At 38.5% G+C, this 25,941-nt stretch carries 26 protein-coding genes; 18 read left to right on the forward strand and 8 right to left on the reverse strand.

Annotation, left to right across the window (positions count from 1 at the left end):
• The first annotated feature begins 939 nt into the window (after window positions 1-939).
• A complete protein-coding gene (locus tag FN756_RS13710; RefSeq protein ID WP_142604685.1) occupies window positions 940-1,314 on the forward strand; it encodes a hypothetical protein in 375 nt (124 codons plus the stop codon).
• 305 nt (window positions 1,315-1,619) lie between these two features.
• Here FN756_RS13710 and FN756_RS13715 read toward each other — a convergent pair whose 3' ends face one another.
• On the reverse strand, window positions 1,620-2,216 hold the full coding sequence (locus FN756_RS13715; RefSeq protein ID WP_142604686.1) for a hypothetical protein: 597 nt from the start codon (window positions 2,214-2,216) through the stop codon (window positions 1,620-1,622).
• A gap of 134 nt (window positions 2,217-2,350) precedes the next feature.
• Here FN756_RS13715 and FN756_RS13720 point away from each other — a divergent pair, with 134 nt between their 5' ends.
• The 4 genes from FN756_RS13720 to FN756_RS13735 all read left to right on the forward strand — a co-directional run bounded on the left by FN756_RS13720 (window position 2,351) and on the right by FN756_RS13735 (window position 6,999).
• Window positions 2,351-3,337: a tyrosine-type recombinase/integrase gene (locus FN756_RS13720; RefSeq protein WP_142604687.1), complete on the forward strand. Its 987-nt coding sequence runs from the start codon at window positions 2,351-2,353 to the stop codon at window positions 3,335-3,337.
• 35 nt (window positions 3,338-3,372) lie between these two features.
• Entirely contained in the window at window positions 3,373-3,858 is a 486-nt protein-coding gene (locus FN756_RS13725; protein ID WP_221929068.1) for a nuclear transport factor 2 family protein, read from the forward strand.
• 334 nt (window positions 3,859-4,192) lie between these two features.
• A complete protein-coding gene (locus tag FN756_RS13730) occupies window positions 4,193-6,154 on the forward strand; it encodes a DUF2075 domain-containing protein (RefSeq protein ID WP_142604688.1) in 1,962 nt (653 codons plus the stop codon).
• Between the two features lie 131 nt (window positions 6,155-6,285).
• Window positions 6,286-6,999 (forward strand): carboxypeptidase-like regulatory domain-containing protein, encoded by a 714-nt coding sequence (locus tag FN756_RS13735; protein ID WP_185955296.1) that lies wholly within the window; start codon window positions 6,286-6,288, stop codon window positions 6,997-6,999.
• A 276-nt stretch (window positions 7,000-7,275) separates the two neighbouring features.
• Here the strand turns inward: FN756_RS13735 and FN756_RS14595 are convergent, their stop codons facing one another.
• Complete coding sequence (locus FN756_RS14595; RefSeq protein WP_221929069.1) at window positions 7,276-7,575, reverse strand: P-loop NTPase family protein; 300 nt, start codon at window positions 7,573-7,575, stop codon at window positions 7,276-7,278.
• A gap of 236 nt (window positions 7,576-7,811) precedes the next feature.
• Between FN756_RS14595 and FN756_RS13745 the strand changes: the two genes are divergently transcribed.
• The 5 genes from FN756_RS13745 to FN756_RS13765 all read left to right on the forward strand — a co-directional run bounded on the left by FN756_RS13745 (window position 7,812) and on the right by FN756_RS13765 (window position 12,178).
• Complete coding sequence (locus tag FN756_RS13745) at window positions 7,812-8,402, forward strand: RNA polymerase sigma factor (RefSeq protein ID WP_142604691.1); 591 nt, start codon at window positions 7,812-7,814, stop codon at window positions 8,400-8,402.
• The gene (locus FN756_RS13750; protein WP_142604692.1) at window positions 8,395-9,396 is read left to right on the forward strand and encodes an energy transducer TonB; all 1,002 of its coding nucleotides are present in this window, start codon (window positions 8,395-8,397) and stop codon (window positions 9,394-9,396) included. Before FN756_RS13745 ends, FN756_RS13750 begins: the two co-directional genes overlap by 8 nt.
• A gap of 123 nt (window positions 9,397-9,519) precedes the next feature.
• The gene (locus FN756_RS13755; RefSeq protein WP_142604693.1) at window positions 9,520-11,379 is read left to right on the forward strand and encodes a M1 family metallopeptidase; all 1,860 of its coding nucleotides are present in this window, start codon (window positions 9,520-9,522) and stop codon (window positions 11,377-11,379) included.
• Between the two features lie 2 nt (window positions 11,380-11,381).
• Window positions 11,382-11,582, forward strand: coding sequence for a YwbE family protein (locus FN756_RS13760; RefSeq protein WP_142604694.1), 201 nt, complete (start codon window positions 11,382-11,384; stop codon window positions 11,580-11,582).
• Between the two features lie 65 nt (window positions 11,583-11,647).
• Entirely contained in the window at window positions 11,648-12,178 is a 531-nt protein-coding gene (locus FN756_RS13765) for a hypothetical protein (RefSeq protein WP_142604695.1), read from the forward strand.
• A 112-nt stretch (window positions 12,179-12,290) separates the two neighbouring features.
• On the opposite strand, the gene tsaA is transcribed toward FN756_RS13765, so the two are convergent.
• On the reverse strand, window positions 12,291-12,980 hold the full coding sequence (tsaA, locus tag FN756_RS13770; protein WP_142604696.1) for a tRNA (N6-threonylcarbamoyladenosine(37)-N6)-methyltransferase TrmO: 690 nt from the start codon (window positions 12,978-12,980) through the stop codon (window positions 12,291-12,293).
• 118 nt (window positions 12,981-13,098) lie between these two features.
• The gene (locus FN756_RS13775; protein WP_142604697.1) at window positions 13,099-14,316 is read right to left on the reverse strand and encodes a THUMP domain-containing class I SAM-dependent RNA methyltransferase; all 1,218 of its coding nucleotides are present in this window, start codon (window positions 14,314-14,316) and stop codon (window positions 13,099-13,101) included.
• Between the two features lie 51 nt (window positions 14,317-14,367).
• Between FN756_RS13775 and FN756_RS13780 the strand changes: the two genes are divergently transcribed.
• A complete protein-coding gene (locus FN756_RS13780; protein ID WP_142604698.1) occupies window positions 14,368-14,739 on the forward strand; it encodes a DUF3127 domain-containing protein in 372 nt (123 codons plus the stop codon).
• A 91-nt stretch (window positions 14,740-14,830) separates the two neighbouring features.
• Here the strand turns inward: FN756_RS13780 and FN756_RS13785 are convergent, their stop codons facing one another.
• A complete protein-coding gene (locus tag FN756_RS13785; RefSeq protein WP_142604699.1) occupies window positions 14,831-15,361 on the reverse strand; it encodes a DUF192 domain-containing protein in 531 nt (176 codons plus the stop codon).
• A 48-nt stretch (window positions 15,362-15,409) separates the two neighbouring features.
• On the reverse strand, window positions 15,410-15,916 hold the full coding sequence (locus tag FN756_RS13790) for a DUF4199 domain-containing protein (protein WP_142604700.1): 507 nt from the start codon (window positions 15,914-15,916) through the stop codon (window positions 15,410-15,412).
• A gap of 276 nt (window positions 15,917-16,192) precedes the next feature.
• On the opposite strand from FN756_RS13790, the gene FN756_RS13795 reads away from it, so the two are divergent.
• Entirely contained in the window at window positions 16,193-17,896 is a 1,704-nt protein-coding gene (locus tag FN756_RS13795; RefSeq protein WP_142604701.1) for a SulP family inorganic anion transporter, read from the forward strand.
• Window positions 17,897-17,939: 43 nt separating this feature from the next.
• Complete coding sequence (gene ppk2, locus FN756_RS13800) at window positions 17,940-18,776, forward strand: polyphosphate kinase 2 (RefSeq protein ID WP_142604702.1); 837 nt, start codon at window positions 17,940-17,942, stop codon at window positions 18,774-18,776.
• Between the two features lie 12 nt (window positions 18,777-18,788).
• Here the strand turns inward: ppk2 and FN756_RS13805 are convergent, their stop codons facing one another.
• Window positions 18,789-19,316, reverse strand: coding sequence for a YfiT family bacillithiol transferase (locus FN756_RS13805; protein ID WP_142604703.1), 528 nt, complete (start codon window positions 19,314-19,316; stop codon window positions 18,789-18,791).
• A gap of 259 nt (window positions 19,317-19,575) precedes the next feature.
• On the opposite strand from FN756_RS13805, the gene FN756_RS13810 reads away from it, so the two are divergent.
• Window positions 19,576-19,974 (forward strand): cupin domain-containing protein, encoded by a 399-nt coding sequence (locus FN756_RS13810; RefSeq protein WP_142604704.1) that lies wholly within the window; start codon window positions 19,576-19,578, stop codon window positions 19,972-19,974.
• 124 nt (window positions 19,975-20,098) lie between these two features.
• Here FN756_RS13810 and amaB read toward each other — a convergent pair whose 3' ends face one another.
• On the reverse strand, window positions 20,099-21,637 hold the full coding sequence (amaB, locus tag FN756_RS13815; RefSeq protein ID WP_142604705.1) for an L-piperidine-6-carboxylate dehydrogenase: 1,539 nt from the start codon (window positions 21,635-21,637) through the stop codon (window positions 20,099-20,101).
• A gap of 206 nt (window positions 21,638-21,843) precedes the next feature.
• On the opposite strand from amaB, the gene FN756_RS13820 reads away from it, so the two are divergent.
• The 4 genes from FN756_RS13820 to FN756_RS13835 all read left to right on the forward strand — a co-directional run bounded on the left by FN756_RS13820 (window position 21,844) and on the right by FN756_RS13835 (window position 25,891).
• Window positions 21,844-22,272: a DUF3592 domain-containing protein gene (locus FN756_RS13820; protein WP_142604706.1), complete on the forward strand. Its 429-nt coding sequence runs from the start codon at window positions 21,844-21,846 to the stop codon at window positions 22,270-22,272.
• 462 nt (window positions 22,273-22,734) lie between these two features.
• On the forward strand, window positions 22,735-24,141 hold the full coding sequence (locus FN756_RS13825) for a tetratricopeptide repeat protein (RefSeq protein WP_142604707.1): 1,407 nt from the start codon (window positions 22,735-22,737) through the stop codon (window positions 24,139-24,141).
• Between the two features lie 164 nt (window positions 24,142-24,305).
• Window positions 24,306-25,082 carry a phosphosulfolactate synthase gene (locus tag FN756_RS13830; protein WP_142604708.1) on the forward strand — a complete coding sequence of 259 codons (777 nt, stop codon included), beginning with the start codon at window positions 24,306-24,308 and terminating at the stop codon, window positions 25,080-25,082.
• Window positions 25,083-25,141: 59 nt separating this feature from the next.
• On the forward strand, window positions 25,142-25,891 hold the full coding sequence (locus FN756_RS13835; RefSeq protein ID WP_142604709.1) for a shikimate dehydrogenase family protein: 750 nt from the start codon (window positions 25,142-25,144) through the stop codon (window positions 25,889-25,891).
• Window positions 25,892-25,941 lie beyond the last annotated feature (50 nt).

The raw sequence follows: 25,941 nt of genomic DNA on the forward strand, positions 1-25,941 counted from the left end.
CTGTAATCTTTTTGAGTCTTTCTTTGATAACCCTTAAATTCCTGATCTTTCATATAGTTAACACGTCTTGTGTCAACTTATTTCAGGACGCTACACTGTAAATAAGAAAAAAGGCAGATCGCATTAATGCAGATCTGCCTTTTTTTCTGAGGGGTTTGTCCGGCAAAGCTAGTAATAAGCGCTCTGCCCACCTCACGACATTTTTAATTATTCCCCTCCCAGTACTACTTCTACTTAATGCTGTTATCATTTTTTCGGGACAATTTGGCTGACTAAAAATGTGCAACGACTTGGCTACATTGGACAACGACAACTATCTTGGCAATGTGTATAGCATTAGCCTGCAAAATTCAGGACTGGACAAGACAAATTAATCTGGTGGACACTAAAACAACTTGGCAAATGAAAGCACGAACCGCTAACAATTAAGACTTTGTTGCGTTTGAAGGTACGAACAATGAAGTCAGTGTTGCACGGAAGCTTGTGCTTCCTGCCAGACAGAGTCTTCGGTTTTATTTATACTTCAAAGTGACGCGAAAAGCTTAACACGTTGGAGTACCATGGCCGATCAAACGGAACGCGACTATGGAAAGCTGCCTGTTCAGGAGGAAAAGGAAAGATAATGGGCCAAATATCACCCTATGTCAGCAATACTCTTTACAAAACATTCGATTATATTTTTGTATATTTACAAACACCTGTTTTATAGCTACTTAACTATAAAACAACCCATATAAAGCGTTCAATTCTTCCCAAGCATTTAGCATTAAATCAACTTTTAATTAAACCCTATAGGTTATGATATGTCTTTATGCTTTCTTCTTAAAACAGGATCCGTGACAAATGGCGGATGGCTTATAGAATTCGGCCGAATTTTAACCAACTTGTAAATTAACTGATTGCTTAATAATCCTATCGTTTAACCAAAATTTTATCGTTATGAAAAAATGTATCGTTCATGGTTTGTTAATGATAACCATGTTATTCTTGTTTACAAGAGTTCAGGCACAACAAACAATTCCTACCGCAGAAGAACGTTCAACTAAACTCACCGAATGGATGAAGACCAATTTGCATTTGACTGCTGAACAGGTGCCGAAAGTACACGACATCAACCTGAAATATGCTAAAAAAACGGATGATCTCATGCTCGGGAATCACTCAAAGGAGGATAAAATGCATATAACCAAAGTCAATAATCAAGCAAAAGAGGGAGAATTAAAAATGGTATTTACAGAAGATCAATTCAAAACCTACAAAGCAAAAAAAGAGGAGATGAAAAAAGAGATTCAAGATGAAATGAAAAAGCAATAAAAATTAATATTGTCAACTATTCATCCGATGACCAGATATAAGGTAGCAATAAAGTCATCGGATGGATTTTATTATGCACAGCTTTCGCCAAAAATATAAAAAGGAAAACTTAGTCTAGCCGATCGGTATACTCCTTAAATGTTACTTTTGATCTGGACACACTACAAGATACTTTAAAGAGCTTTCGGGCTCTCTTTTTCTTTCAACAAATTCTGCTCTAAGTTGTTAATAAACCCTGAAAACAGAAAGAGGCCGTCTCCTATGTTTTTTCAAACATAGGAGACAGCCTCTTTTTACGCAAATTCCTATTCTGTTAAATCTTTATGAAACTGTATATTTCCAGAGGTTAAATCTATAAAAGGATTAACACCAACTGTGAAATCGCAAGCACATACAGCCCTAGCGTCTTTTGGATCCACACCAAATCTAGGCAGACTTACCTGATCTTTAGGATCATCTTTATGTGCAGGTTCTCCATTATCATCGGCTCTCCATATGGCAAGTGATCCAGGACTTACACTGTTTTTAGATTCAACACCAACGAACCAGGCAATTTCATTATCACCTACATGCTGAATTTTTAAGCAAATAACATCTCCATGACGATTCTCTTCTTTGTTGTTATGATCAACGAATTCAAATTCTCCTATATCACCTGTTTTTTTGATCCCATCACCATGAAATGAAAATGTGATGTTGACGTCGCTGCCGTTATTAACGGTGCAGCTACCTGCTGTTACTTTTCCGGATTCACAACCGTTGTTGCAAGGGCAACCGCATTTTTCAATCGCTTTTTGCAGAATTGCATCCTCTGTATTGACACTTACTTTTTCAGACTTGGTACAAGCTGATACCAATAATAATGCTACTGCAGAAGTTTTTAATAAAGAGAGCGTTTTCATAGATGTTAATTTTGGGTTAAATTAAATAAAGCATTTGTTATCAAGTGTTTATGCGTAATTCAAAGATATCGCTTATTTGATATTGGACAAGTTTATCGATAATACGCTTTTTCAACAATTAGTTTTACAACTAAATGAAAATCAGTAAATTAAACAATCCAAACTTACACTTTATACCTATGAATTTATTCCTACTTGATGAAACGAAACGAGTTCTATTGCTTCAACAAAAAAGTTTACGCACACAGCAGTCCTATTCCGATTGGATTTACCGTTTCCTAATTTTTAATAAAAAGCACTCTCCAGACGAGTTCAATGAAAAAGGAATTTCCATGTTTCTGGATTTTCTTTCTAAAGAACGACATTTATCCGCTGCGACTTGCAATCTGGCGCTACAGGCAATCCTTTTCCTTTACCGAAATGTTCTGCATCAATCAGTTGAAAACAAAACAACATTAAGGATGCAAAAGCAATTGACCCTGCCGGAAACACTGACCAGAAACGAGATAAATTTAATTTTAAACCATTTGAAAGAGGAAACCCGGATGATGGTTTCTTTATTATACGGTTGTGGTCTTAACCTAAAAGAGTGTCTTTCTTTGCAAATAAGCGACATTGATCTCTGCAAAAAGGAGCTATTCGTTAAATCTGACAATTCATCCATCAGGAGAAAATTAAGTTTACCCGATTGCCTCCTTGTTCCAATAAATGATCGCATTCAAAAACTTAAACTCAGACACGAAGCATTGGAAAGATTGAGCGCTGCTAAAAAGACTAATCAAAGCGTCTTAATCACAGATTTTCATCAACAACTCTTTTTTCCTGCAACCAAACCTGGGTACGATGCAAATTCAGGGCAACTGTGTATGTTTCAGCGAAGTGATGGTTTTCTTACCAAAGCAATCAATAAGGCCGCTTTGGAAGCTGGAATTTTTAAGCGTATTACTTGTCATATGTTTCGCCACAGTTATGCTGTACATCTTTTGGAGCGAGGCTATAGCGTTCGCGTTGTGCAAAAACTACTTGGCCATGTCGACATTCGCTCTACAATGATTTATACTCGAGTGCTAAATGCCAACACCAAGGTTCTAAGCCCTCTGGATGAGCTGATTATTAGATAAGGACATAATTAAACTTCTATTTTGATAAAGACAACATGAGAAATTTAATGGTCTTCATTTTTCTGTTTTTGGCATTAGTTTCTTCTTGTTCTGCTTCCAAAAACAGTATGCTTAAAGAGTTGAAGAACTACAAACCAGATTCTCAACCATTATATGATTCTATCGTTCATCTTGACAGTGTGTTCTTTGAAGCATATAACACCTGTAATCTTGATAAGCAAGCTGAGTTATATGCTGATAGTATCGAGTTTTATCACGACAAAGGAGGCTTAATGACCTCAAAGAAGGCGCTTCTTGAGGCTACTAAAAGAAATATATGTGGTAAAGTAACCAGAGAATTGGTAAAGGGCAGTATAGAAGTATATCCGATTAAGGGTTATGGCGCAGTGGAAATGGGCCTGCATAAGTTTCATAATAATACTGAGAAAGAAGGCTCTCCAGCTCACGCCGGAAAATTTATCATAATTTGGCAGCACAAAAACAACGATTGGAGAATTAAACGAGTGGTAAGCCTGCATTAAAATATCAAAAACGACTTCCCCTCTCCTAAGTCTTCCTTTAGGATGACTTAGGAGTATCAATAAAAACAGAGACTCCGCCTGGCCGATGGCAATGAACCTACCACATCACAACCAAGGGTTTTGATCAGATTAAAAGTCCGTTGGATCGGTTGTATATTTAAGTAGAATGGTTATTTTAGAAGTTCGGCTACCCAAAAAAACAAACAGCAGGGGACAGATAAATGGAATATATACGCAACTCCGTTTCTTAAAATGAAGAGTAGTTGCGTATATTAATAAATTGTTACCGGTCATGCTATGACTACACACAAACCAAGAAAAAGATGAACAATAAATGACAAGAAGTTACTACTCAAATACATTTTCTTACTTCTTGCCTGACGATAGCGACAAAATACTTGGACAGCTAATTCGTAACCATGACTTTGCTGTTGAAAACTTACAACGAAATGCTTGGATAAAACAAATTGAGATTTTAAAGTCCGTATTGACGCCGTTTAAAAACGGACAGATTTACTTTGAATTCTCTATTCCGAGGATGGGCAAAAGGGTTGACAACATCCTAATAATTGACGATTTCATTTTTGTAGTTGAATTTAAAGTTGGTGATACGGAATATCAGAAGCACGCAATTGAACAAACCATTGACTACTGCTTAGACTTGCAGAATTTTCATGAAGGTAGCCATCACGAAAAAATAGTTCCAATCTTGATTTCAACAAAAGCACCAGAAATTGAAAATGTTTTTAAAATCAATAACAACCTATTTGAACTACTTAAAGCAAATCAAAACAATATTGCCCAAATTATAAACCAAACACTTTTATTAAGTGATAGAAATAAAATCAATCCTACGCAATGGGAAAATTCTATTTATAAACCGACACCAACAATAATTGAAGCTTCACAAGCACTTTATCGGGGACATTCAGTTTCAGAAATTTCAAGAAGTGATGCAGGAGCCATAAACCTTTCGAAAACGACTGAATGCATTAATCGAATAATCGAAAAATCAAAAACAACCAATTCTAAATCTATTTGCTTTTTGACAGGTGTTCCTGGTGCAGGAAAAACTTTAGCTGGACTTAACATAGCCAACGAAAGAAGAAAAGCACATGAAGATGAGAATGCAGTTTTTCTTTCCGGCAACGGTCCCTTGGTTTATGTTTTAAGAGAAGCCTTGGTTAGAGATGAAGTTCAACAAGCCAAAGAAAATGGTGAAAAACTAACAAAGAAAAAATCTGCAATAAAGGCTAACGCCTTTATTCAAAATATCCATCATTTCAGAGACGACAATTTAATTTCATCAAAAGCACCAGATGAAAAAGTAGTCGTCTTTGATGAAGCTCAGCGAGCATGGACAAAAGAGAAAGCAACTTCCTTTATGAAATCAAAAGGAAAAGAGTTCGAAATGTCAGAACCCGAGTTTTTAATTGACGTAATGAATAGACATGAAAACTATTGCACAATAATTTGCTTAGTTGGTGGCGGACAAGAAATCAATACTGGTGAAGCTGGTCTTTCAGAGTGGGTAATTGCATTAAAAAATCACTATCCGAATTGGGACATTTATTATTCGAACCTAATTACGGCAGACAATGATTATCTAAATGACAAAACTTTAAAAGATTGGCTTAAAGAAAACGGAAATGCAGAGACTGAACTTCATTTATCAGTTTCAGTTCGTTCCTTCCGTTCTGAAAAAATATCCAGCTTTGTTCATGCTGTAATTGATGGCAATGCTAGTCAAGCTAAAACAATTCTAAATGAAATCGACACACTTTTTCCAATTCGGCTAACAAGGGATGTTAATGTTGCTAAGGATTGGCTACGGAAAAATAAAAAAGGAACAGAGCGAATTGGACTTGTTGGTAGTTCAGGTGGAAGAAGATTAAGGCCTTTAGGAATTGATGTTAAAAATGAAATTACAGCAGAAGATTGGTTTTTAAATGATGCGTCAGACGTTCGCTCATCTCATTATTTAGAATTAGTTGCGACCGAATTTGACATACAAGGTTTGGAAATCGACTATGTTTGTTTAGCGTGGGACATCAACTTCTACTTTGGTAACGGTGAATGGCATTATCAATCATTTGAAGGGACAAAATGGAAATGGATTAACAGTGAAATTGATAAATCATATTTACGAAATGCCTACAGGGTTTTAATGACAAGGGCTAGACAGGGGTTAATTATATTTATTCCTCATGGTGACAATTTAGACCAAACAAGACCAAATGAACTCTACGACAATACATATAATTTTTTAAGCTCATGCGGCATTCAGACAATATAATGATTAAGAGAAGCACGAACCGGTAACACGGGTTTTGCGTTAGTAAATTCGGCCTGACCAATGAAGATCTGGGCTTTGAGCCTTTAATGGCATCTTTTTTAACATTAGTCAGAATCTTTTACAATACAGCTATGAAAATAAACATCCCACAACCTTGTTCAGAGAATTGGACTGAGATGAGTTCTTCAACTTCAGGACGTTTTTGTACTTCCTGTCAAAAAGAAGTCATTGACTTTACACTACACGTTGATAATGAGATTGTGGCTAGTTTAAATCAATTGAACGGAAAAATTTGCGGACGCTTTACTAATGACCAATTAGATAGGACTTTACTTAAGAACAAATCTACTTCTGTGAATTTCACTTCGTTTTTAAGTATTCTTGGTTCTATCTTTTTATTTCATTCACCACCAACAAAAGCGGCAATAAAGCCCAGTCAACTTATTCAAATTTTACCATCTTCAAATGATAATCTTAAAAAAATAACACCTAAAGTTGCAGATAGCTTAAAACATATACGAGGAAAAGTGATTGATTCTGATAATTATAATAATAATATTAGTGGTGTCGCTGTGTTAATAAAAGGAACAAACATCGAAACACATACAGATGAAAATGGTGAATTTACCTTGGTTATTCCTGATACCATCAGCCTTAATGCCATTATTTTATTTAAATATATAGGCTTCGCACAAAAGGAGCTACCTCTAAAAGCTTTCACAACAGATATGGAGGTAGTGGAAATGAGGCCTACGACCCTTGCAATGGGAGAAGTAGTGGTTACACCCATCGTAAAAAAAGCTACTTTCTGGGGGAAGATTAAAAGAGCATTTGGCGTAAACTAGGGCTACATCTTCTACAAGCTGAATTCCCTATTTTCCAATATCTTTTATAAGAAAAAGTGTTTCAACTCTATGGAGTTTTCACTTAAAATATACCGGCTACTCTATTTTGATCTTTTTCATTCAACCTGTCAACACCCATCTCCTTCTGACTACGGAGGTTCCTGTTAACTTTTGCTATTTTAATAAAAAACGATTCTATATTACAGGCTTTTCGTCCCAACGCACAGGCAAGAAAACCCACAGCCAGTAGCTCCGGTAATGAGGACATTGTCTCCTTTATCGATGAACAGGCCATCGCAAAGTTGGATGAGTTGTTCCTTTAGTAGTCCTCTTTTGGGGGAGCAGTTTAGCTGTTCGGGCAATGCATGGTAACATAATTTGGATAAGCGTAGATAATAGATAAAGGTCCATGCGGGCCATTTGTCGCTGTTGTAACTCCTCCTCAACCAGCATTCCTAATAATAAATGCGGTTCAGGCTGCTGATGAAGTGGTTGTTCCAGAACAGCCTGATAGCATCCGGCCATTCCATGCAGCTTTAGCTGCCATAATAGTTCTAATGTACTTTGTGTATTCATGATGATATAATTATTGATTGTTTTCCTGAGCCCTTTGCTATATTGAACTTTTAAGTCCTAAGATTTAAAAAGAGCCAGGGCAGCAATCCTATAGACCCTGCACCAGATTTTTTTCAAGCATTACCTGTGAGTAAAAACCAAAAGCGCTCGAGATCAACAGGGTTGAAAAGCTTCAACTTGAAATAAATTGCCATAAGCATCAAAAATTTCTATTTTGATGGCCTTTAAGCCCTTCCATGTTCGTTAAGCTATTTTCAAAACGCCGACCTAAAGATGACTCGGAATTGCTGGAACTTTACCGGCAAACAGGAGACCTTGTGTACCTCGGTGAGCTGTACAGCAGGTATATGGAAATGTTATTTGCGGTGTGCTTTAAATATTTGAAAGACGAAGAAGCAAGCAAGGATGCCGTGATGCAGGTATTTGAAAAAAGCTCAAAAGACTTACTCCGGCAAAAGGTTGATAATTGGAAAAGCTGGATACACGTAGTTGCTAAAAACTACTGCCTCATGCAGTTGCGTTCAAAGAAACATCAGTTTGAACGGAATGTTGTAGCTTTAAAAGAAGATGACGAAGATGATAATGTGGAATTTGTGGATGTATTGCATCATGTTGATGGAGTTACAAAGGAAGAGGCGCTAACAGCAATGGAGAAGTGTATTGAACAACTTCCCGACGAACAAAAAACCTGTATTGAATTGTTTTATCTACAACAAAAAAGCTATAAAAAAATAGTAGAGATAACGGGTTTTGATATAAACAAAGTGAAGAGTTACGTACAAAACGGCAAGCGTAATCTCAAAATTTGCATGGAAAAGAATGGCTAAGCAAGTGAATCATATACGAAACGGATTAACTGTTGAGGAGCTCAAGCTACTGGCAGATAAGATGCTTATGCCCGATGCAAAGCAACGTTTAGATCTGAATTCTGAGTTTGAAAAAGACGCGATTGAAGGGTTTGCTGAACTTAAAAAAGCAGGCTTAAACAGTGAACAGGCCGCTTATGAACTTAAACACCAGCTTCATCAAAAAGTTAGCAAGCCAAAACGACGTGAAATGCCGCGTTGGCCGTCCTTAAGTGTTGCTGCAACTATTGCCTTGGTGGTTGGTATAGGAGCTTTTTACATTATCAAAAAACAAAGCATCGAACAGCGAGAGTTGGCCGCTAAAACCAGCATGGTATTGCCAATACTTACAAAAGGAGATACAATACTGATTTATGTCCCTAATGAAGGGGCGATTTCAGAAGAAAGCATTGCTCAGCTAATTCATCAAGATAAAGTAAAGAGAAAATCCGGAGGTCAGGTTAGTAGTGCTGTCATTCAGTCATTGCCTCAAGTTGCGACGGCAAAAGAAAACGGCCACGACAATGTTATTAAAACGGATAGCGCTGATACCTTTGCTGCAAAAAAAGAGACGAATGCCGATGCAGTAAGAATTATGTCTGCTGAACCTAAAGTTGCGGTAGCAGCCCTAAAGAAGACGGATTCATCTACTGCATTAATTAAGCCAGCAGCTCCCTTATTTAGTAAAGCTAAGCCTGCCATGGACGAAGGCGAGTATAGAATTTACATCAGGAGGCATATTAATTACCCTAAAGCTTATACCGAAATGGGTAAAGAAGGAACCGTTGAGCTTGAGTTTACGGTTAGCAAAGACGGATCTCTGAGTAAATTTAAGGTATTACGCAGCATGGGTAAAGAGTTTGATGAGCCTTCAATACGTGTGTTGCAGGATGGTCCGAAATGGGTACCGGCTTATAAAAATGGCAAACCGGTTGCTACAAAAGCCCGGTATTCAGTGAATTTTATCCAACTTTAGATTGCTAAAATTCATCTGCCTGAGCGGAGTAAAGGCTTTAAGCAAAAATGCTTCGACCTCGCTCAGCGTAACAATACGACTAATACTATACAATAACAAGCACCAAAGACCAAACAATAATTAATGAATTTAAAATACACCATAGTGCTTGCTGCAGGTTTAGCGGCATGTAAGCATGAGAATAAGCCTCAGGCAACTCAACAACAAGTAACAACAAGGGCCGATGACGCGCACAGTTTTTCAGATCCTAAACAAGCAGTTGTTAAGCATTTGAACCTAAAGCTCACTGTTGATTTTGATAAAAAGCAAATATGCGGAATGGCCGATTGGGCCATATCTGCTAAGAAGGGTGCTAAAACAATTATTTTCGATACAAACGACCTACAGATCGACAGCGTTAAAGTGGACGGCGACAGCACCAGTTACAGTCTCGGGCATGAAGATGAGTTTCTTGGCCGACCATTAAATGTGAAAATAAATTCGGCTTCAAAAAGAGTTTCAATTTGGTATAAGACTTCTTCTGACGCAGCTGCTTTGCAATGGTTAAATCCACAACAAACTGCTGATAAAAAATATCCTTTCCTGTTTACACAGTCTGAAGCCATTTTAGCGCGCAGTTGGGTTCCTTGCCAGGATAGCCCAGGAATCCGTTTCACGTACGATGCTAAAGTGAGTGTTCCCAAAGAACTCATGGCTGTAATGAGTGCCAGTAATGTAACTCAAAAAAATACCTCGGGTACTTATCAGTTTAATCAAAAAAATGCAATTCCATCTTATTTAATGGCACTTGCGGTTGGTGATTTGGAGTTCCGTTCATTGGGAAGAAATACCGGCGTTTATGCTGAGCCAAGTGTTATAAAGAAAGCGGCCTGGGAGTTTGAAGGACTTCAAAAAATGATGGATTCGGCAGAAAAACTATACGGAAAATACCGTTGGGGGCGATATGATGTGTTAGTTTTACCTCCAAGTTTTCCCTTTGGTGGTATGGAAAATCCTGAGTTAACTTTTGCTACTCCAACCATTATCGCCGGCGATCGTTCATTAGTGAGTTTATTGGCGCACGAGCTGGCGCATTCATGGAGTGGAAATTTGGTAACAAATGCTACTTGGAATGACATGTGGCTCAATGAGGGCTTTACCAACTATTTTGAACGCCGTATCATGGAAAAAATGGAAGGCAAAAACTACGCAGATATGCTTGCCCAGCTAGGCTTTCAAGAATTGCAAGGCACATTACAAGACCTGGGGGCTACTAATCCGGATACGAAATTAAAACTCGATTTGAAGGGGCGTAATCCGGATGATGGACTTACGGATATCGCGTATGAAAAAGGCTACTGTTTATTACGTGTCATGGAAAATGCAGCAGGTAGAGAACGTTTTGATGCTTTTCTAAATAAATACTTTGCATCTCATGCATTCCAAACCATCACCACCGAAGAGTTTATTAACTATTATTACAAAGAACTGATCAAAGGCGATAAGGCTTTAGGCGATAAAATCGCAATCGAAAAATGGGTGTACGAACCTGGATTACCGGATAATTGTCCGAAATTTACCTCCGCGCGATTTGACGAGGTTAATAAGGCCTTAGAACAGTGGATTAACGGAACCGCAGCTTCCGCTTTGCCAACCAACGCATGGAGTTCGCATGAATGGCTGCATTTTGTACGTCATCTTCCTGAAAATATTACAACAACCCAAATGAAAGAATTGGATAAGGCATTTCACTTTACTCAATCCGGCAATAGCGAAGTTCTTGGAGCGTGGTTATTACTGTCGGTAAAAAAACGATACGTAGCTGCTTATCCGGCCCTCAATACATTTTTGGAAAATGTGGGTCGTCGTCGTTTTATTTTACCTATTTACAAACAATTGGCTGCTAGTGAAGACGGAAAGAAAATGGCTAAAGATATTTATAGCAAAGCACGGCCGAACTATCATTATGTGGCACAAGAAAGCATAGATAACTTACTGAAATAATTATGAACGGACAAAACAGAAAAGACATTTATCCCGGACTAGAGGTGGATATTATTTTGAAGAAAGATCAACGCAGCGGCGTTCGCACCCGAGGTATCGTTAAAGATTTGTTGACAAGTGCGCCAGTTCATCATCGCGGCATTAAAGTGCGATTAGAGAATGGACAAATTGGGCGCGTAATTGAGATTATTGAGGAAGACTAAAAACGTGTGACAATGGCGACGTTTTACAAAGTTTTACTATCTTATTCTAAATAAAAGCAATTGTAATGGAGTATAACTTAGGAATCGGTTCAAGAATAAAACACCCACGATTTGGAGTCGGAGTAATTATTAATGTTACTTCTAATGCTTTCAGAGTAACATTTATTGATTCAGGATATAAAGAGATTCCGGCAACTGATGACTTTGAAGTGCTCGATGAAATGGTGCCTGATACCGATACGGTTAGCATGTATGACATCGAACGCACTTTACGTGATATTTTACGCAAATGGTCGGATGCTACAGAAGTAGTTAAGTTAGGCGACAAATGGACAGGCGGCAAAATGGTGCTGCAACCCGGAAATACCGGCCTCGCATCTAAAGAGGTACCCATTGATCAATTTTTCCATAAAATTGTGATGGTTCGCGACCGTATTCGTGTGCTCGAGCAAAAAGTAAACGCCAGCAATTTAACAGATGAAGAAAAAGTGGATATTCAACAATATATTACCCGTGTTTACGGAAGCCTTACCACCTTTAATGTGCTGTTTAAATTTTCAGAAGATCAGTTTGTAGGAGAGAAAGGAAAAGGTTGATAAATGAAATTCTATTTAATTCACGCTTAAGCTTTAGGCGCTTAAGAATTTCATTCTCAATTTGTTGATTATGAGCGACTTATAACAAAATGCTTCTTTTGAGTTGCGCTTTTTATAAATCAACCACAATAACTGCGTTGTTTTCGATTTTAAATTTCACATCCACGTCTTCAATTCTGATACCGTAAACATTAGCATCATCTTTAATAGACCTGTAAGCCGGACGAGGATCTAGTCTTAATATTTCTATGATTAATTGTTTTAATTGTGGCTTTTCCCGAAGCTTGATTTCTACTTCTTCATTAAAACTCACAATTAACTTATGTTCAGGCACATTGGCCGCATAATCTGCGTAAGCATTCGGAATGCTGTCGGAATAGGGAACATAAGGTTTGATGTCAATAACCGGAGTGCCGTCCATTAAATCAATGTTGCGGAGATGGAGAAGCACTTTCCCGTTTTCAACTTCGACTTGTTCAAGTTCGGCAACCGACATGCCGATCGGGTTGGGGCGGTGAGTTGAGCGGGTAGCAAAAACACCTGTTCGTTTATTTCCACCTAATCTGGGCGGACGAACAGTCGGTGACCATCCTCTTTCTGAAGTGGCATGAAATATGAAAATTACCCAAATGTGAGAGAATTCTGGTAAGCCTAAAACCGTTTCGGCCAAATTAAAAGGTGGCAATAATTCGATAACGGCTTTTGCAGAGGGCGCTAATCCAGGCTGCCGTGGAATGCCGAACTTCTCCTTGAAAGGTGAATGAACAATGCCAATAGGATTAAATTTGAAGTCTTTCTGCATTTTGAGGTGTTTGTTTCTGAGTGTCACTCCGAGGCACGAGGAATCTCCCGGTAAATAGCTTTTCCTAGAGATGCTTCGTTCCTCAGCATGACAAAGAGGAATTGCTAACAAAAGCTTATTACTCTTCTGTAGTTTCTGCGCGGCCTTCTGCATCCGGTTTAGGTGCAGGTTTTTCTCTTCGGCCTTTGCTGCCCTCGTACAAATCATATTCTAACAAACGGCAGTCGAGCTTGCTGTTAAAGAACTCAATTTTGCGGGAAGCCTTTAATCCGATTTTTTTGGCCAGATCAGGACTTCCTGTGAAAACATAACCTTTGTAGCCTTTGCACTCTTTTTTCATAAAGTCGCCCATGGCCTTATAGATCAATTCCAGTTCTTCGTATTCTCCTAAACGCTCACCGTATTCAGGGTTAAATACAACCACGCCATCCGTTTTTGGAACAGGTGTTTCCCTGAAATCGCAAACCTCAAAATGAATCAGGTGATCAACGCCGGCGGTGACAGCGTTTTTATAAGCCATATCCACTGCGCGCTTATCAATATCTGTGGCGATGATTTGTCCGTCTATTTTCTTTAAGGCCGATTCACGTGAACGTTTTCGTTCCTCATTGTATATGGTTTCATCGTAACCCTTTATGTGCATAAAGCTGTAATTATCGCGATATAACCCTGGTGCGCGCTTTAAAGCGATCAATGCCGCCTCAATAGCAAGTGTTCCGCTTCCACACATAGGGTTAACGAACGTTCCTTTGCCATCCCAGCCAGTTGCCAGTACCACCGAAGCTGCCAGATTTTCTTGCATTGGTGCTAAACCCGGGTGCTTGCGGTAACCATGTTTACTTAAAGTTTCTCCGGAACTATCAATAAAAACAGAGGCCGCACTACCTAACCAAAACAGATGGATGACTGCTTTGTGACGATCAGGTCCGGTGTTCGGGCGGTAGCCTTTCTTATCTCTTATTCTGTCAACAATGGCATCTTTTGTTTTTACACTCGGAAACATCGAATTGTCGATCGTTGGGTTATCCACATTGGATGTCACCGAAAAATATCCGTTTTCATCTAATAAGTCTTCCCAGGCAATTTCAATTAATCCCTTGTACAACTCATCTGCATTCAAAGCCTTAAACTCTTTCAATAAATACAAAACCTGATTTCCAGTGCGTAGGTTCAGATTTAACTTAATGCAGTCGTTAAGTGTACCGACGGTTTCAACCCCGGTTGCCCATTCTTCCATAATCTGAAACCCCTGAAACAAGACCTCTCGACGCAGGTAGGGAGAGATGCGTTTAGGGCAGGTAACTACAATTTTGCTAACAGTGTTGAAAACAGACATCGATATATTAAGTTTGATTAGTACTTTTGGGGGTTAATTATTTGCAATATTATGGAAATTAAAGGTAAAGTGCACGAAATTTCGCCGGTAATGAACGTTACAGAGACGTTTAAGAAGCGCGAATTGGTTATTGAATTCGCAGAAAATCCTGCTTACCCTGAGTTTGTTAAGTTTGAAGCCATACAAGATAAAGTATCTTTATTTGATAAATGTAAAGTGGGTGAATTTGTGGAGGTAGCATTCAACTTAAAAGGTCGCGCCTGGACAGACAAGGCGGGTAAGACTAGTTATTTTAACACGCTACAGGTTTGGAAATTGACTTCATTGGGTGCTGATGCAGGCGCTCCAATTCAAGAAGAAGCTCCATCATTCTCAGCTCCTAATATTTCAAGTCCATCGGATGATGATGATTTGCCATTCTAGTAATCAATATTTTAGTAAGAAAAAAAGAAGAGCTGACGTGATCGTCAGCTCTTCTTTTTTATTTTAGTTTAAGAAATCAATTCTGTTTTGGCTAAAAACTAATTTTATCACCTTCTTTCACTCCGAATTTATCGCAAAAGCCACCAATCACCTCTACCACATATTGTGCATTTTTTTCTGAATCAAGGCCTTGATCGGATAAGGGTTTAGCTTCTTTATAAATCTTAACGATTTCTTTGTTTTCGTTTACATAAATAATATCCAAAGAAATATAGGTATTGTGCATCCAAAATGATTGGGGTTCTGATTTGCTGAATTTGAAAAGCATTCCTTCAGTATCAGACATTGATTTTCGGTACATCAAACCTTGTTCCCGTTGTTGCTCGTCATCGGCAATTTCAATGTTAATCTTACGAATTTCCTTTCCATCAGTACTAATGAAAGTCAGTTCTCCTTCTTTCTTAAATTTAGGCTCGGCAATTTCTGTTGAATTATCTTGAGCAGTGGCCTTATTGCTATTGTTTGAACTTGGATTACAGGCTGCAATTGAAAATGTTATTGCGGCCATAAGAGCCGTCATATGCGCTTTGGTTACAGATAAGGTTTTTGTATTGTCATTCATAATCTAAAAAGGTTGTTAAGGCTGATCGCTAATCTACATAAGCAATTCTTAATCCTGCCATAAAATTATTTTCTTTTTAATGGAAGCGGCTATAATTAATGAAATGGCCAGGCCAATTAATAAGGTACTCAGAAACGATTGAAGCAAATAGTTGGATAAACCAAAATACCGCCTAGCCTGGACTTCGGCTTCTAAAACGTTTGTGCCATTTTTGAGAGCAGCGGCTTTCATGTGCTCAACCATGAACGAAGTAAAGTTCGGGTTAATTACTTTGAAATAAAGCAGAATAGAAAGCAGGCTAAGCACGGCAGCAATAACGCTTATAATAGCACCTGTTTTAAAAGCCCCTGCAAATGTAATTGAGCCCCGGTTTACGATGTTTCGTTTTTCTTTTATAGCAAGCCATAAGCATATAACAGGAATCAGAAGTGAAAAAACAGTAACATAGGGGAGCATATTCAAATGGCGGGTGTGTAAACCCAAGCCATATTCCAAGCAAAGCCAAATAAATGATAATACGCTAATAATGAGTCCCCATCTAATTTCTAATTTCATGATTTAAAACTAATTTTAATGTAGTTCAGCGTAAATTCTAAGATAAGGTAAAGGTTTTATAATGTAAAGCATTTGTTTAAAAGCATACATGCGGCTCTTGTTAGAATAATTGTTTTTGCAACACCGATTTTAAGCATTCTAAATCATCAGATTATTGACAATGCAGTTTTTTCTGATTAAATTCCCTTTATCTATTTATAAATCAACAAAGTGCATTTATTTTATTTAATTATAAGTAAAATAAAAGATCTCATTGACCGCACATGAATTTTGGATATGGACAGCAATGAAAGCTTTATATCAGAAGAGCATAAACCCAAAGCTATTTCATTATTTAGCTGGCTTCTGCATTATAATAAAGAATGGCTGAAGTACGATATTCTTGCAGGCTCAATAACTGCAGCAGTAGTAATTCCGAAGGCTATGGCCTATGCAACTATAGCCGGGCTACCGGTACAGGTTGGAATTTATACGGCTTTGGTGCCAATGATTATATATGCCTTTTTTGGAACTTCTCGCCCGCTTAGCGTTAGCACCACCACAACTCTTGCAATTCTTACTGCAGCACAACTCGAAAAATTGGTTCCTGATGGCAATTCTGCCTTATTGATAAGCACAGGTGTTACACTAACCCTTATGGTAGGATTGGCGCTCATACTGGCTTATGTATTGCGATTGGGGTTTATAGCTAATTTTATTTCTGAACCTGTATTGGTTGGATTTAAAGCAGGCATTGGGTTAGTTATTGTTCTTGATCAAATTCCTAAGTTATTGGGCGTACATTTTACGAAAGGATCATTTATACATAATTTGATGGCCATCATTAAAGCGTTACCTGAAACAATAATGGCAACCTTTATTGTTGGGTTAACGATGATAGTTTTGTTGGTAGGATTAAACAAGTTTTTCCCAAAAGCTCCTGCTCCTTTAATTGCGGTAGCTCTAGGAATTGCAGGAATGGGGCTTTTTCAATTACAAAATTATGGAGTTGAATCTATAGGTCATATACCGGGAGGGCTACCTTCGCTTACATTGCCGAACTTATCCCAGATTGAACAACTTTGGCCCGGAGCCATAGGAATTGCTTTAATGAGTTTTACTGAAACCATTGCAGCCGGCCGGGCCTTCTCCAAAAGTGAAGAGCCTATGATACATCCCAACATGGAATTGCTTGCCACTGGTTTAGCCAATGTGGGCAGTTCTTTGTTTGGAGCAATGCCATCAGGAGGAGGCACATCGCAAACCGCTGTCAACCGGATGGCGGGAGCAAAAACTCAACTTGCGGCCTTAACTACTGCATCATTTTCATTGTTGACCATGCTATTGCTTGCACCATTATTAGGGTTAATGCCTCAGGCTACGCTTGCTGCAATAGTAATTATATATTCAATTGGATTGATCAAACTAGCCGATTTCCGAGCAATTCTTGATATAAGACGTACAGAGTTTATTTGGGCAGTAGTAGCGTTTGTCGGTGTTGTTTTATTAGGCACCCTTCAGGGAATTATTGTCGCTATTATAGTATCGTTGGTCGCACTCGCTCAGCAATTGGTCAATCCACCGATTCGTGTGTTGGGTCGTAAACCTGGCACAAATGTTTTTCGCCAACTATCTAAAGAGCATCCGGATGACGAAGTTTTTCCAGGGCTGTTGATTTTACGCCTTGAGAGACGCATTTTTTTTATAAATGCCGCAAACATTGGAGAAAAGATTCGAACAATGCTTGGGAAGTTTAAACCCAAAGTGCTAGTGCTCGATTTTAGTGGTGTAACGGATCTGGAGTACACTGCATTAAAAATGTTAATTCAAGGAGAAAAAAGATTAAGCAATGAAGGAGTGACGGTATGGTTTGTTGGGATGAACCCGGAAGTGTTTGATATGATCAATCGTTCAAGTCTTGGGAAAACTATAGGCCGTGAACGAATGCATTTCAATCTTGAACTTGCCGTTAAAAAATACATGGAACTTGAAAATAATTGATGCCGCTTATTAAAAAATAACACAATATCTGAACTTACTGCTCATGAAAAAAAAAGCAACAAAGGTGAAACCCATTAAAGAAAAGCTTAAAGGGAACACATCAACCGAAAAATTGAAGCGTAAAGATTACGACAAAGAGCTATCGAAGCTTCACGTAGAATTAGTTAAACTACAAGAGTGGGTTAAGTATAAAGGACTAAAGGTGTGTATTGTTTTTGAAGGTCGTGATGGAGCCGGAAAAGGTGGAACTATAAAAGCGATTACCGAACGGGTAAGTCCACGGGTTTTCCGCGTAATTGCACTAACGGCTCCAACAGAACGCGAGAAGAGTCAGATGTATGTACAGCGTTATTTGCCACACTTGCCAGCAGCGGGCGAAATTGTGATTTTTGATCGCAGTTGGTATAACAGAGCAGGGGTTGAACGGGTGATGGGTTTTTGTACCGAAGAAATGGCAAAGAAATTCTTGAAAACTGTACCACTCGTAGAAAAAGCAATTGTTGATTCAGGCGTCATTCTCATTAAGTACTGGTTAGAAGTTAACCAGGAAGAGCAAACTCGCCGATTAGAGTCGCGCATTGGCGACGGACGAAAAACATGGAAACTTTCACCTATGGACCTCAAATCGTATAGCCGCTGGTATGATTATTCCAGAGCAAGAGATGAAATGTTTATGGCCACAGATACTGATATAGCCCCCTGGTTTGTGGCCAGATCTGACGATAAAAAACGAGCTCGATTAAACATAATCACCCACTTGTTAAGCATGATTCCGTATAAAAGTACGCCTCATGAAAAGATAAAACTACCCAAGAGACAAGAAGTTGGAGATTATCAGGAGCCTAATTATCCGTTTAAATTCATTCAAGAAGTGTTTTGAGATTAGACAGGCCTAATGACTGTTCGTTACAAGCATGATATGAGCTAAGTGATGCTTTCCGTGCCACGAGTACATTTGCAATGCATGCAATAATGCTATAGCTTGTTGATATTCCGGATGAAAATAACTGCGTTTAAAATCATCTGCTTTCATGGCTTTTAATAATACTACCCAACGTTGATGAATCGAACTAAGCAATGTTAGAGAGACATCAATAGGTGTTAGCTGGCTATCTGGTAGCTCGGCCCAACGATCTTCAAAATAAGGCCGAATTGTCGGGTTGTTTTCTGTAAGAGCCAGTTTAAATCGAATATATGCATTCATGTGGCTGTCGGGAATATGATGCATAACCTGGCGAACGGTCCAGCCTCCCGGCCGATATGGAGTGTCTAGTTTTTCAGCTGATAGTCCAGCTATTGCGGCTGCGATTTGTTTCGGCAGTTGTTCAATATCACTTATAAAATCTTCAATCTGTCCCTGACTAAGATTTTCAGCGGCATTAAATTTACCAATCGGGTACTGTAAGCTTTGTTGATCCATTTTGTATAGAAAACATATTTTCAAGATCTGTTAAGTTACCGTTTTATTGCTGTGATTATGGTTAACCGACTATCTTTAAAAAGAAGCGTAATAGTTTTTATTTGTCGAGTATTTAACTAAACTTTGTATAGCTCAAAACTCAGTGTAATAAATTATTATTTATCCTGAAACCACTCATTGGTTATCTAATCTGATAGCTGGCGGAACATGCTTTTTACTCTTTTGTCTGTAATTAACTCAATTTAAAAGGAGGTAAATCATGAAAAACGCATTTAAATTCTCAGTAATGATTATCGTTTTGACAGGGATGTTTTCTCTGTCGGTGCTGGCTGTTAAAGCACAGGACCAGGTTAAGGTGGCGCCAAATATTCATCAAAAGGTATTGCTTGACAATGCTCACGTGCGAATTATAGAAACTACGCTTAAACCTGGTGAAGTAATTCCATGGCACTCACATCCAAATTATGTTGTTTATGTGATTGAAGGCGGGAAAATTGAAACAACGGTGAAAGGAAAAGCCCCTGAAACAAGGGAAATGAAGGCCGGAGAAGTACATTATACAGATGCCGTGACCCATATGAACAAAAACGTTGGCACCACTGAAACGAAAGTAATCGTTATTGAGATGAAGCCTGAAATGGCCAAGAAAAAAATGTAATACCGGAGAGTTGTGTCTAATCTAAATCAATTCATTACAAGTGTGTCTTTTGCCACTTAATAAAAATCTAGAAGGCTGAATCAACTTAATTCAGCCTTCTAGATTTATTGAAAGATGTTTTTCGCTATAAATCGAAGCGTATACCTTGGGCTAATGGAAGATCTTTTCCATAGTTAATCGTATTGGTTTGACGACGCATGTACACTTTCCATGCATCAGAACCCGATTCACGGCCTCCACCGGTTTCTTTTTCACCACCGAATGCTCCGCCAATTTCTGCTCCGGAAGTACCGATGTTTACGTTAGCAATACCACAATCGGAACCGGCATGTGAAAGAAACTGCTCCATTTCACGCAAATTATTGGTAAAGATTGAAGAGGATAAACCTTGTGGAACATCATTCTGCATGTGTATGGCATCTTCAACGTTTTTATATTTCATAATATAAAGTATAGGAGCAAAGGTTTCTTCCTGAACTATTTTAAATTCATTTTTTGCTTCAATAATACATGGTTTAACGTAACAACCACTTTCAAATCCATCACCTGCAAGTATGCCGCCTTCAACCACCACATTACCTCCTTCTTTTTTTGCCTGATCAATAGCGTTCAGATAGGTTTCAGCAGCTTTTTTATCAATTAGTGGCCCTACGTGATTATTCGCATCCAGCGGATTGCCAATGTTTAATTGTTGGTAGGCATTTTTTAGTACATTAAGGGTTTTGTCGTAAACACTTTCATGAACAATTAAACGACGGGTGCTGGTGCAACGCTGACCGGCAGTGCCAACAGCTCCAAAAACGGAACCCACCAATACCATGTTTAAATCAGCATGTTCTGAAACGATGATGGCATTGTTTCCACCTAATTCAAGTATACTGCGCCCGAAACGCTGTGCAACGCTGCCTGAAACAATTCTGCCGGTGCGGGTTGAGCCTGTAAATGATACCAATGGAACACGTTTGTCATTGTTCATTAAATCACCAACAGGGTTGCCGATAACCAGGCAGCTAACACCTTCCGAAATGTTGTTTTTTTGCAAAACACCGGCAATGATATTTTGACAAGCTACTGCGCAAAGTGGAGTTTTTGACGAAGGTTTCCATACACAAACATCTCCGCATACCCAGGCTAGCGCAGCATTCCATGCCCAAACTGCTACCGGGAAATTGAAAGCCGAAATAATACCTACAATGCCAAGAGGATGATATTGTTCATACATGCGGTGTTGAGGACGCTCGCTATGCATGGTTAAACCATATAATTGGCGCGAAAGTCCAACGGCAAAATCGCAGATGTCAATCATCTCCTGTACTTCGCCCAAGCCTTCTTGTAAACTTTTACCCATTTCGTAAGAAACGAGCGTACCGAGCGCTACCTTTTTCTTTCTTAGTTCTTCTCCAAATTGACGGACAATTTCGCCACGTTTAGGAGCCGGCAGTAACCTCCAGCTCTTGAATGCTGCTTGAGCTTGGCTGATTACGTTTTCATAATCATCGGAAGTGGCGATGGCAACCTTTGCTATTTCTTTTCCATCAACAGGAGAATAACTGGCTATGGTTTCTTTGCAACTAGCTCCCGAATTTAGGCCGGTGCTCCAGGCATTATTTATAGCCCTTATGCCGAGGTCATTTAAAATTTGTTCTATATTTTGAAGCTTCATTATGATTAGTTTAAGTATTAGTTCAAATGTAGGGATTTTAGCAGGTATACTCATTCCAAACTTTTGAACGATAGAAAGATAGCGGCGCTTTGCTAAAGCTTGAGTGCTTAAAGCTTGTTTTTTTTATTGTAACATCTTGATTTTCAATATAAATAACGTAAATTTAGATTATCGACCTAAATTGTGAACTTAAAAATTGATGTAATATGGAAATGGCGATGTATCAAGGATATCTTTTTATCCTGTTAATGTTCATTGGAGGGGTTATTTTAATTGACCTTGGTATTTTTACCAAAACCCAAACCAACCATTTGTTCAAATGGGGGGTTGCAACTGATTGTGAAGTGGTAAAAGTTGAAGATGAAGTGCTTCCCGGCGGTCAACATGTTGAGCATCCTTATATTAAATTTATGACAACTGATAAAGGCTGGATTTCCGGAGAGTTGGCAGTTGATCCAACGAATAGACACCATTTCGTTCCGGGTGAGCGTATGCATATCATTTACAACCAGCAAGACCCCAATGAAGTAAAAATTGATAAAATGCCTGGCCGCACGTGGTTACCTACTTTTCTTTTGGTAGCAGGATTTGGACTAATGCTAGCCGCTGCACATCAAATAATTGTGTTGCATTAAAAAAACTACATAGGCAATTCGTTTTTTATAGAAAGGAGCATAGCTAAATCTTAGCTGTGCTCTTTTTTTGTGTTTCAAGTTCAAGAATTGGCAATTTTCAGGTTTTTAAGCTATCGGTTCTTTTTATGGACAATGTGTAGTATTTAACCCGTTATCAAGCCGTATGCCGAGTAAGAGTTTTCCACATATTTCTTTCATTTTTGTTCTTTTAACCTAACTGTATATTAAGGTTTTGAGAATTAAAGTGGTTTGTTTTCCATATATTTGTAAACTGATATTCGTAAAAAGAACGTTATTGTCAATGCATTACAAAAGTAATTGACAATATGTGGAAAAAATGAACTGCTGCGGTAGCTAAAATTATTCTACTTTAATCAATAAATCCTGCTACAATATTTGTTTATTTAACAATACTGTGATGCAGTGCATTTCGTTCTTTTTAACTTTAAAGTAGGCAAGCAGATGTACGACGACGATTTTGATTTTGAAAACCCTGAAGACGCTAGGCTTTCGGTTGAACGATACGAAGAAATGATCCGTAATCAGGATCAATATTTTTTTGATGCTGATGCTTTTGAGAAAATTATCGACCATTATATCGATAAAAATGACCCGATAAAAGCTTTGCAGGTAGTTGAATATGCATTAAATCAACATCCCTATGCATCTTCTTTCTTTATTAAGCAGGCGCAGCTTTTTATCATGACCAACCAAACGGCGAAAGCATTTAAAATGCTTGATAAAGCCGAAACAATGGAACCTTCAAATCCTGATATTTATCTTTTGAGAGGAAATCTTCTTGAAAATCACGAGCGTCATGATGAGGCGCTGCTGAATTATCAAAAAGCATTGCTTTTTGCTGATGAAGTGGATGAGATTTGTTTACAGATTGCCTATGTGTACCAAAATATGGGTAATTATGAAAGTGCGGTTGATTTTTTAAAGAAGAGTTTAGAGATAAACATGGAGAATCAGGATGCCTTGTATGAGCTAGCCTTTTGTTACGATGTACTGGATCAACAAGAAGAAAGCATTAAATTCTACGAACAATACATAAACGAAGAGCCTTACTCTCACGCAGCCTGGTATAACCTGGGTAATTCATACCTGAAAATGGGGTTGTATGAAAAATCAATCGATGCTTACGATTATGCGATCCTGATTAAGGAAAACTTCGCTTCGGCGTACTTTAATAAAGGAAACGCATTGGTTTGTCTGGATCGTTTTATGGAGGCCATCCAGGTTTATCGGCAAACTTTTGAATATGAACAGCCTGATGCTGAAATCTATTGCAGCATGGGTGAGTGTTATGAAAAATTAGAAATGATGGACGAGGCCCGTTCCTTCTATAAAAAAGCGGTGAAAATGGATGCAAACCTAGCCGAAGGGTGGTTTGGAATCGGAGTAACCCTTGATTATGAAGAACGTTGGTTTGAATCATTGCACTTTTACAGAAAGGCAATCGAACTGGATGCCATTAATGCGGAATATTGGTTTGCATTTGGTGACTCGCAAGGCAAATTAGGCAATTACGAAGAAAGCGCATCGGCTTATGAAAAAGCTGCTGAAATCGATCCTCTTGATACTGAAATTTGGCTCGATTACTCTTCGCTATTTTATGAGCAGGAAAAAGTAGAGGAGGCAATTGCTATTCTTTCCGAAGGAATAAAAAACAATCCCGATGCTGCAGAACTCTACTATCGCATGGTAGCTTATAAATTTAGTTCAGGCCAATATCAGGAAGCCTTGAGTTTCTTGGAGCATGCTTTAGCTGCAGATCCTGAAAAATATGAGCATCTATTTGAGTATTTGCCGCAATTACAAAACAATAAAATAATAATTGATATCATTAACCGTTACATTTTGTAATAGTTGAATGTGTTTGAACCGTAAATCCCCAATCCATCAGCTTGGGGATTTCTGTTTGTAAGGCGCACAATAAGAAGCAGTAATATTTGCTATTTTGAGGGCTTAACATTTACTTTGTGCTGATTGCAACCTTCCGGTTGTTAATTTTTTCTAGTTAACATTAAATGAATTATACGTTGAAGTACGTTCCAGAGCGTGAAGCAAAACCCCGAGAAAGAGGCATTACAATGGTGATGGATAAGGGTTTAAGTATTAATGAAGTTGAAAATTTTCTTTCGGTTTCAGGTACCCATACTGACTTGGTAAAGCTTGGTTGGGCTACATCTTTTGTAACCCCTAATCTTCAGGATAAATTAAGAATCTACCGTGATGCGGGCATTCCTGTGTATTTTGGAGGAACCCTTTTTGAAGCTTTTATTATTCGCGGTCAATTTGACGACTATCGTAAAATGCTTGACAAGTACGATATGCAATATGCCGAGGTTTCGGATGGTTCTATCACCATCGACCATAAACTTAAGTGTGAATACATTAAACAACTGAAATCACAAGTGACCGTAATTTCAGAAGTAGGCTCAAAAGACGATACCGTAATCATCCCTCCTTATAAATGGATTGAATTGATGCAGGCTGAAAAAGACGCAGGAGCTTGGAAGGTAATTGCCGAAGCGCGTGAAAGCGGAAATGTTGGCCTTTTCCGCGGAAACGGCGAAGTTCGCTCAGGTTTAGTCGAGGAGATCTTAACTAAAATCCCTCAGGAAAACATCATTTGGGAAGCGCCTCAAAAAGCGCAGCAAGTGTGGTTCGTGAAATTGTTGGGAACCAATGTAAACTTAGGCAATATTGCTCCAGCAGAGGTTATTCCGTTGGAAACCGTACGTTTAGGTTTACGTGGAGATACCTTTAACCATTTTCTCAAAGATTTCGATATCGTTGTTTGATAAAATTTTTCTTAACCCCTCGTAAATGAGGGGTTATTTGTTTTCTTTCTATTGCTTCCATGAAAAAATTTGGCCTCATCGGATTTCCGCTTTCTCATTCGTTTTCACAAAAATATTTTACTGAGAAGTTTGCTAAACAAGGGCTTACTGATCACCAGTATGATTTGTATCCTATTGAACATGCTGAAGATTTTTTAGCAATCGTAAAAAACGACACGAACCTTTTCGGATTGAACGTAACGATTCCGCATAAGTTAGCCGTAATGCCTTTTCTCGATTCGCTTGACGAATCGGCAGCCGAAGTTGGAGCCGTAAACGTAATCAGAATTGATAGAGATGAACTGGGAGCCATCTCCCTTACAGGCTTTAACTCGGATGTATATGGTTTTCAGGAATCGCTAAAACCTTTGCTCAAACCTGTTCATGACCATGCTTTAATTTTGGGAACTGGAGGCGCATCAAAGGCGGTAGCCTTTGCATTAAAAAAACTAGGGATTGAGTTTAAGTTCGTTTCTCGTAAAAAGACAGAAGGCAGTTTTTCATACAATGAGCTAACAGAAGAAATACTATCTCAATATAAAGTAATTGTGAACTGCTCCCCTCTGGGCACTTATCCTAATACAGAGGATTCTCCTGCCATTCCTTATCAGTGTTTAAGTACTGATCATTTGCTTTATGATTTGGTTTACAATCCTGCTGAAACCGCGTTTTTAAAACAAGGAAAGCTAAAAGGTGCCGCGATAAAAAATGGCTATGAAATGCTGGAGCTACAAGCCGAAAAAGCATGGGAGATTTGGAAGAAAGAGTAGATATGAGATATGCAAATGAGTATTGAGAGTGGTTTTAATCATATAAAGTA

It is taken from the genome of Solitalea koreensis (assembly GCF_900182575.1).
Lineage (GTDB): Bacteria > Bacteroidota > Bacteroidia > Sphingobacteriales > Sphingobacteriaceae > Solitalea > Solitalea koreensis.

Bases quoted from the DNA above. Each gene is read 5' to 3' on its own strand.
- FN756_RS13715 (WP_142604686.1), bottom strand. From the start codon at position 2,216: ATGAAAACGCTCTCTTTATTAAAAACTTCTGCAGTAGCATTATTATTG.
- FN756_RS13765 (WP_142604695.1), top strand. From the start codon at position 11,648: ATGGAGTATAACTTAGGAATCGGTTCAAGAATAAAACACCCACGATTT.
- FN756_RS13730 (WP_142604688.1), top strand. From the start codon at position 4,193: ATGACAAGAAGTTACTACTCAAATACATTTTCTTACTTCTTGCCTGAC.
- FN756_RS13725 (WP_221929068.1), top strand. From the start codon at position 3,373: ATGAGAAATTTAATGGTCTTCATTTTTCTGTTTTTGGCATTAGTTTCT.
- ppk2 (WP_142604702.1), top strand. From the start codon at position 17,940: ATGAAAAAAAAAGCAACAAAGGTGAAACCCATTAAAGAAAAGCTTAAA.
- FN756_RS13750 (WP_142604692.1), top strand. From the start codon at position 8,395: ATGGCTAAGCAAGTGAATCATATACGAAACGGATTAACTGTTGAGGAG.
- FN756_RS13790 (WP_142604700.1), bottom strand. From the start codon at position 15,916: ATGAAATTAGAAATTAGATGGGGACTCATTATTAGCGTATTATCATTT.
- FN756_RS13825 (WP_142604707.1), top strand. From the start codon at position 22,735: ATGTACGACGACGATTTTGATTTTGAAAACCCTGAAGACGCTAGGCTT.
- FN756_RS13775 (WP_142604697.1), bottom strand. From the start codon at position 14,316: ATGTCTGTTTTCAACACTGTTAGCAAAATTGTAGTTACCTGCCCTAAA.
- FN756_RS13835 (WP_142604709.1), top strand. From the start codon at position 25,142: ATGAAAAAATTTGGCCTCATCGGATTTCCGCTTTCTCATTCGTTTTCA.
- FN756_RS13710 (WP_142604685.1), top strand. From the start codon at position 940: ATGAAAAAATGTATCGTTCATGGTTTGTTAATGATAACCATGTTATTC.
- tsaA (WP_142604696.1), bottom strand. From the start codon at position 12,980: ATGCAGAAAGACTTCAAATTTAATCCTATTGGCATTGTTCATTCACCT.
- FN756_RS13735 (WP_185955296.1), top strand. From the start codon at position 6,286: ATGAAAATAAACATCCCACAACCTTGTTCAGAGAATTGGACTGAGATG.
- FN756_RS13830 (WP_142604708.1), top strand. From the start codon at position 24,306: ATGAATTATACGTTGAAGTACGTTCCAGAGCGTGAAGCAAAACCCCGA.
- FN756_RS13720 (WP_142604687.1), top strand. From the start codon at position 2,351: ATGAAAATCAGTAAATTAAACAATCCAAACTTACACTTTATACCTATG.
- FN756_RS13755 (WP_142604693.1), top strand. From the start codon at position 9,520: ATGAATTTAAAATACACCATAGTGCTTGCTGCAGGTTTAGCGGCATGT.
- FN756_RS13760 (WP_142604694.1), top strand. From the start codon at position 11,382: ATGAACGGACAAAACAGAAAAGACATTTATCCCGGACTAGAGGTGGAT.
- FN756_RS13745 (WP_142604691.1), top strand. From the start codon at position 7,812: ATGTTCGTTAAGCTATTTTCAAAACGCCGACCTAAAGATGACTCGGAA.
- FN756_RS13795 (WP_142604701.1), top strand. From the start codon at position 16,193: ATGGACAGCAATGAAAGCTTTATATCAGAAGAGCATAAACCCAAAGCT.
- FN756_RS14595 (WP_221929069.1), bottom strand. From the start codon at position 7,575: ATGAATACACAAAGTACATTAGAACTATTATGGCAGCTAAAGCTGCAT.
- FN756_RS13805 (WP_142604703.1), bottom strand. From the start codon at position 19,316: ATGGATCAACAAAGCTTACAGTACCCGATTGGTAAATTTAATGCCGCT.
- FN756_RS13785 (WP_142604699.1), bottom strand. From the start codon at position 15,361: ATGAATGACAATACAAAAACCTTATCTGTAACCAAAGCGCATATGACG.
- FN756_RS13810 (WP_142604704.1), top strand. From the start codon at position 19,576: ATGAAAAACGCATTTAAATTCTCAGTAATGATTATCGTTTTGACAGGG.
- FN756_RS13820 (WP_142604706.1), top strand. From the start codon at position 21,844: ATGGAAATGGCGATGTATCAAGGATATCTTTTTATCCTGTTAATGTTC.
- FN756_RS13780 (WP_142604698.1), top strand. From the start codon at position 14,368: ATGGAAATTAAAGGTAAAGTGCACGAAATTTCGCCGGTAATGAACGTT.
- amaB (WP_142604705.1), bottom strand. From the start codon at position 21,637: ATGAAGCTTCAAAATATAGAACAAATTTTAAATGACCTCGGCATAAGG.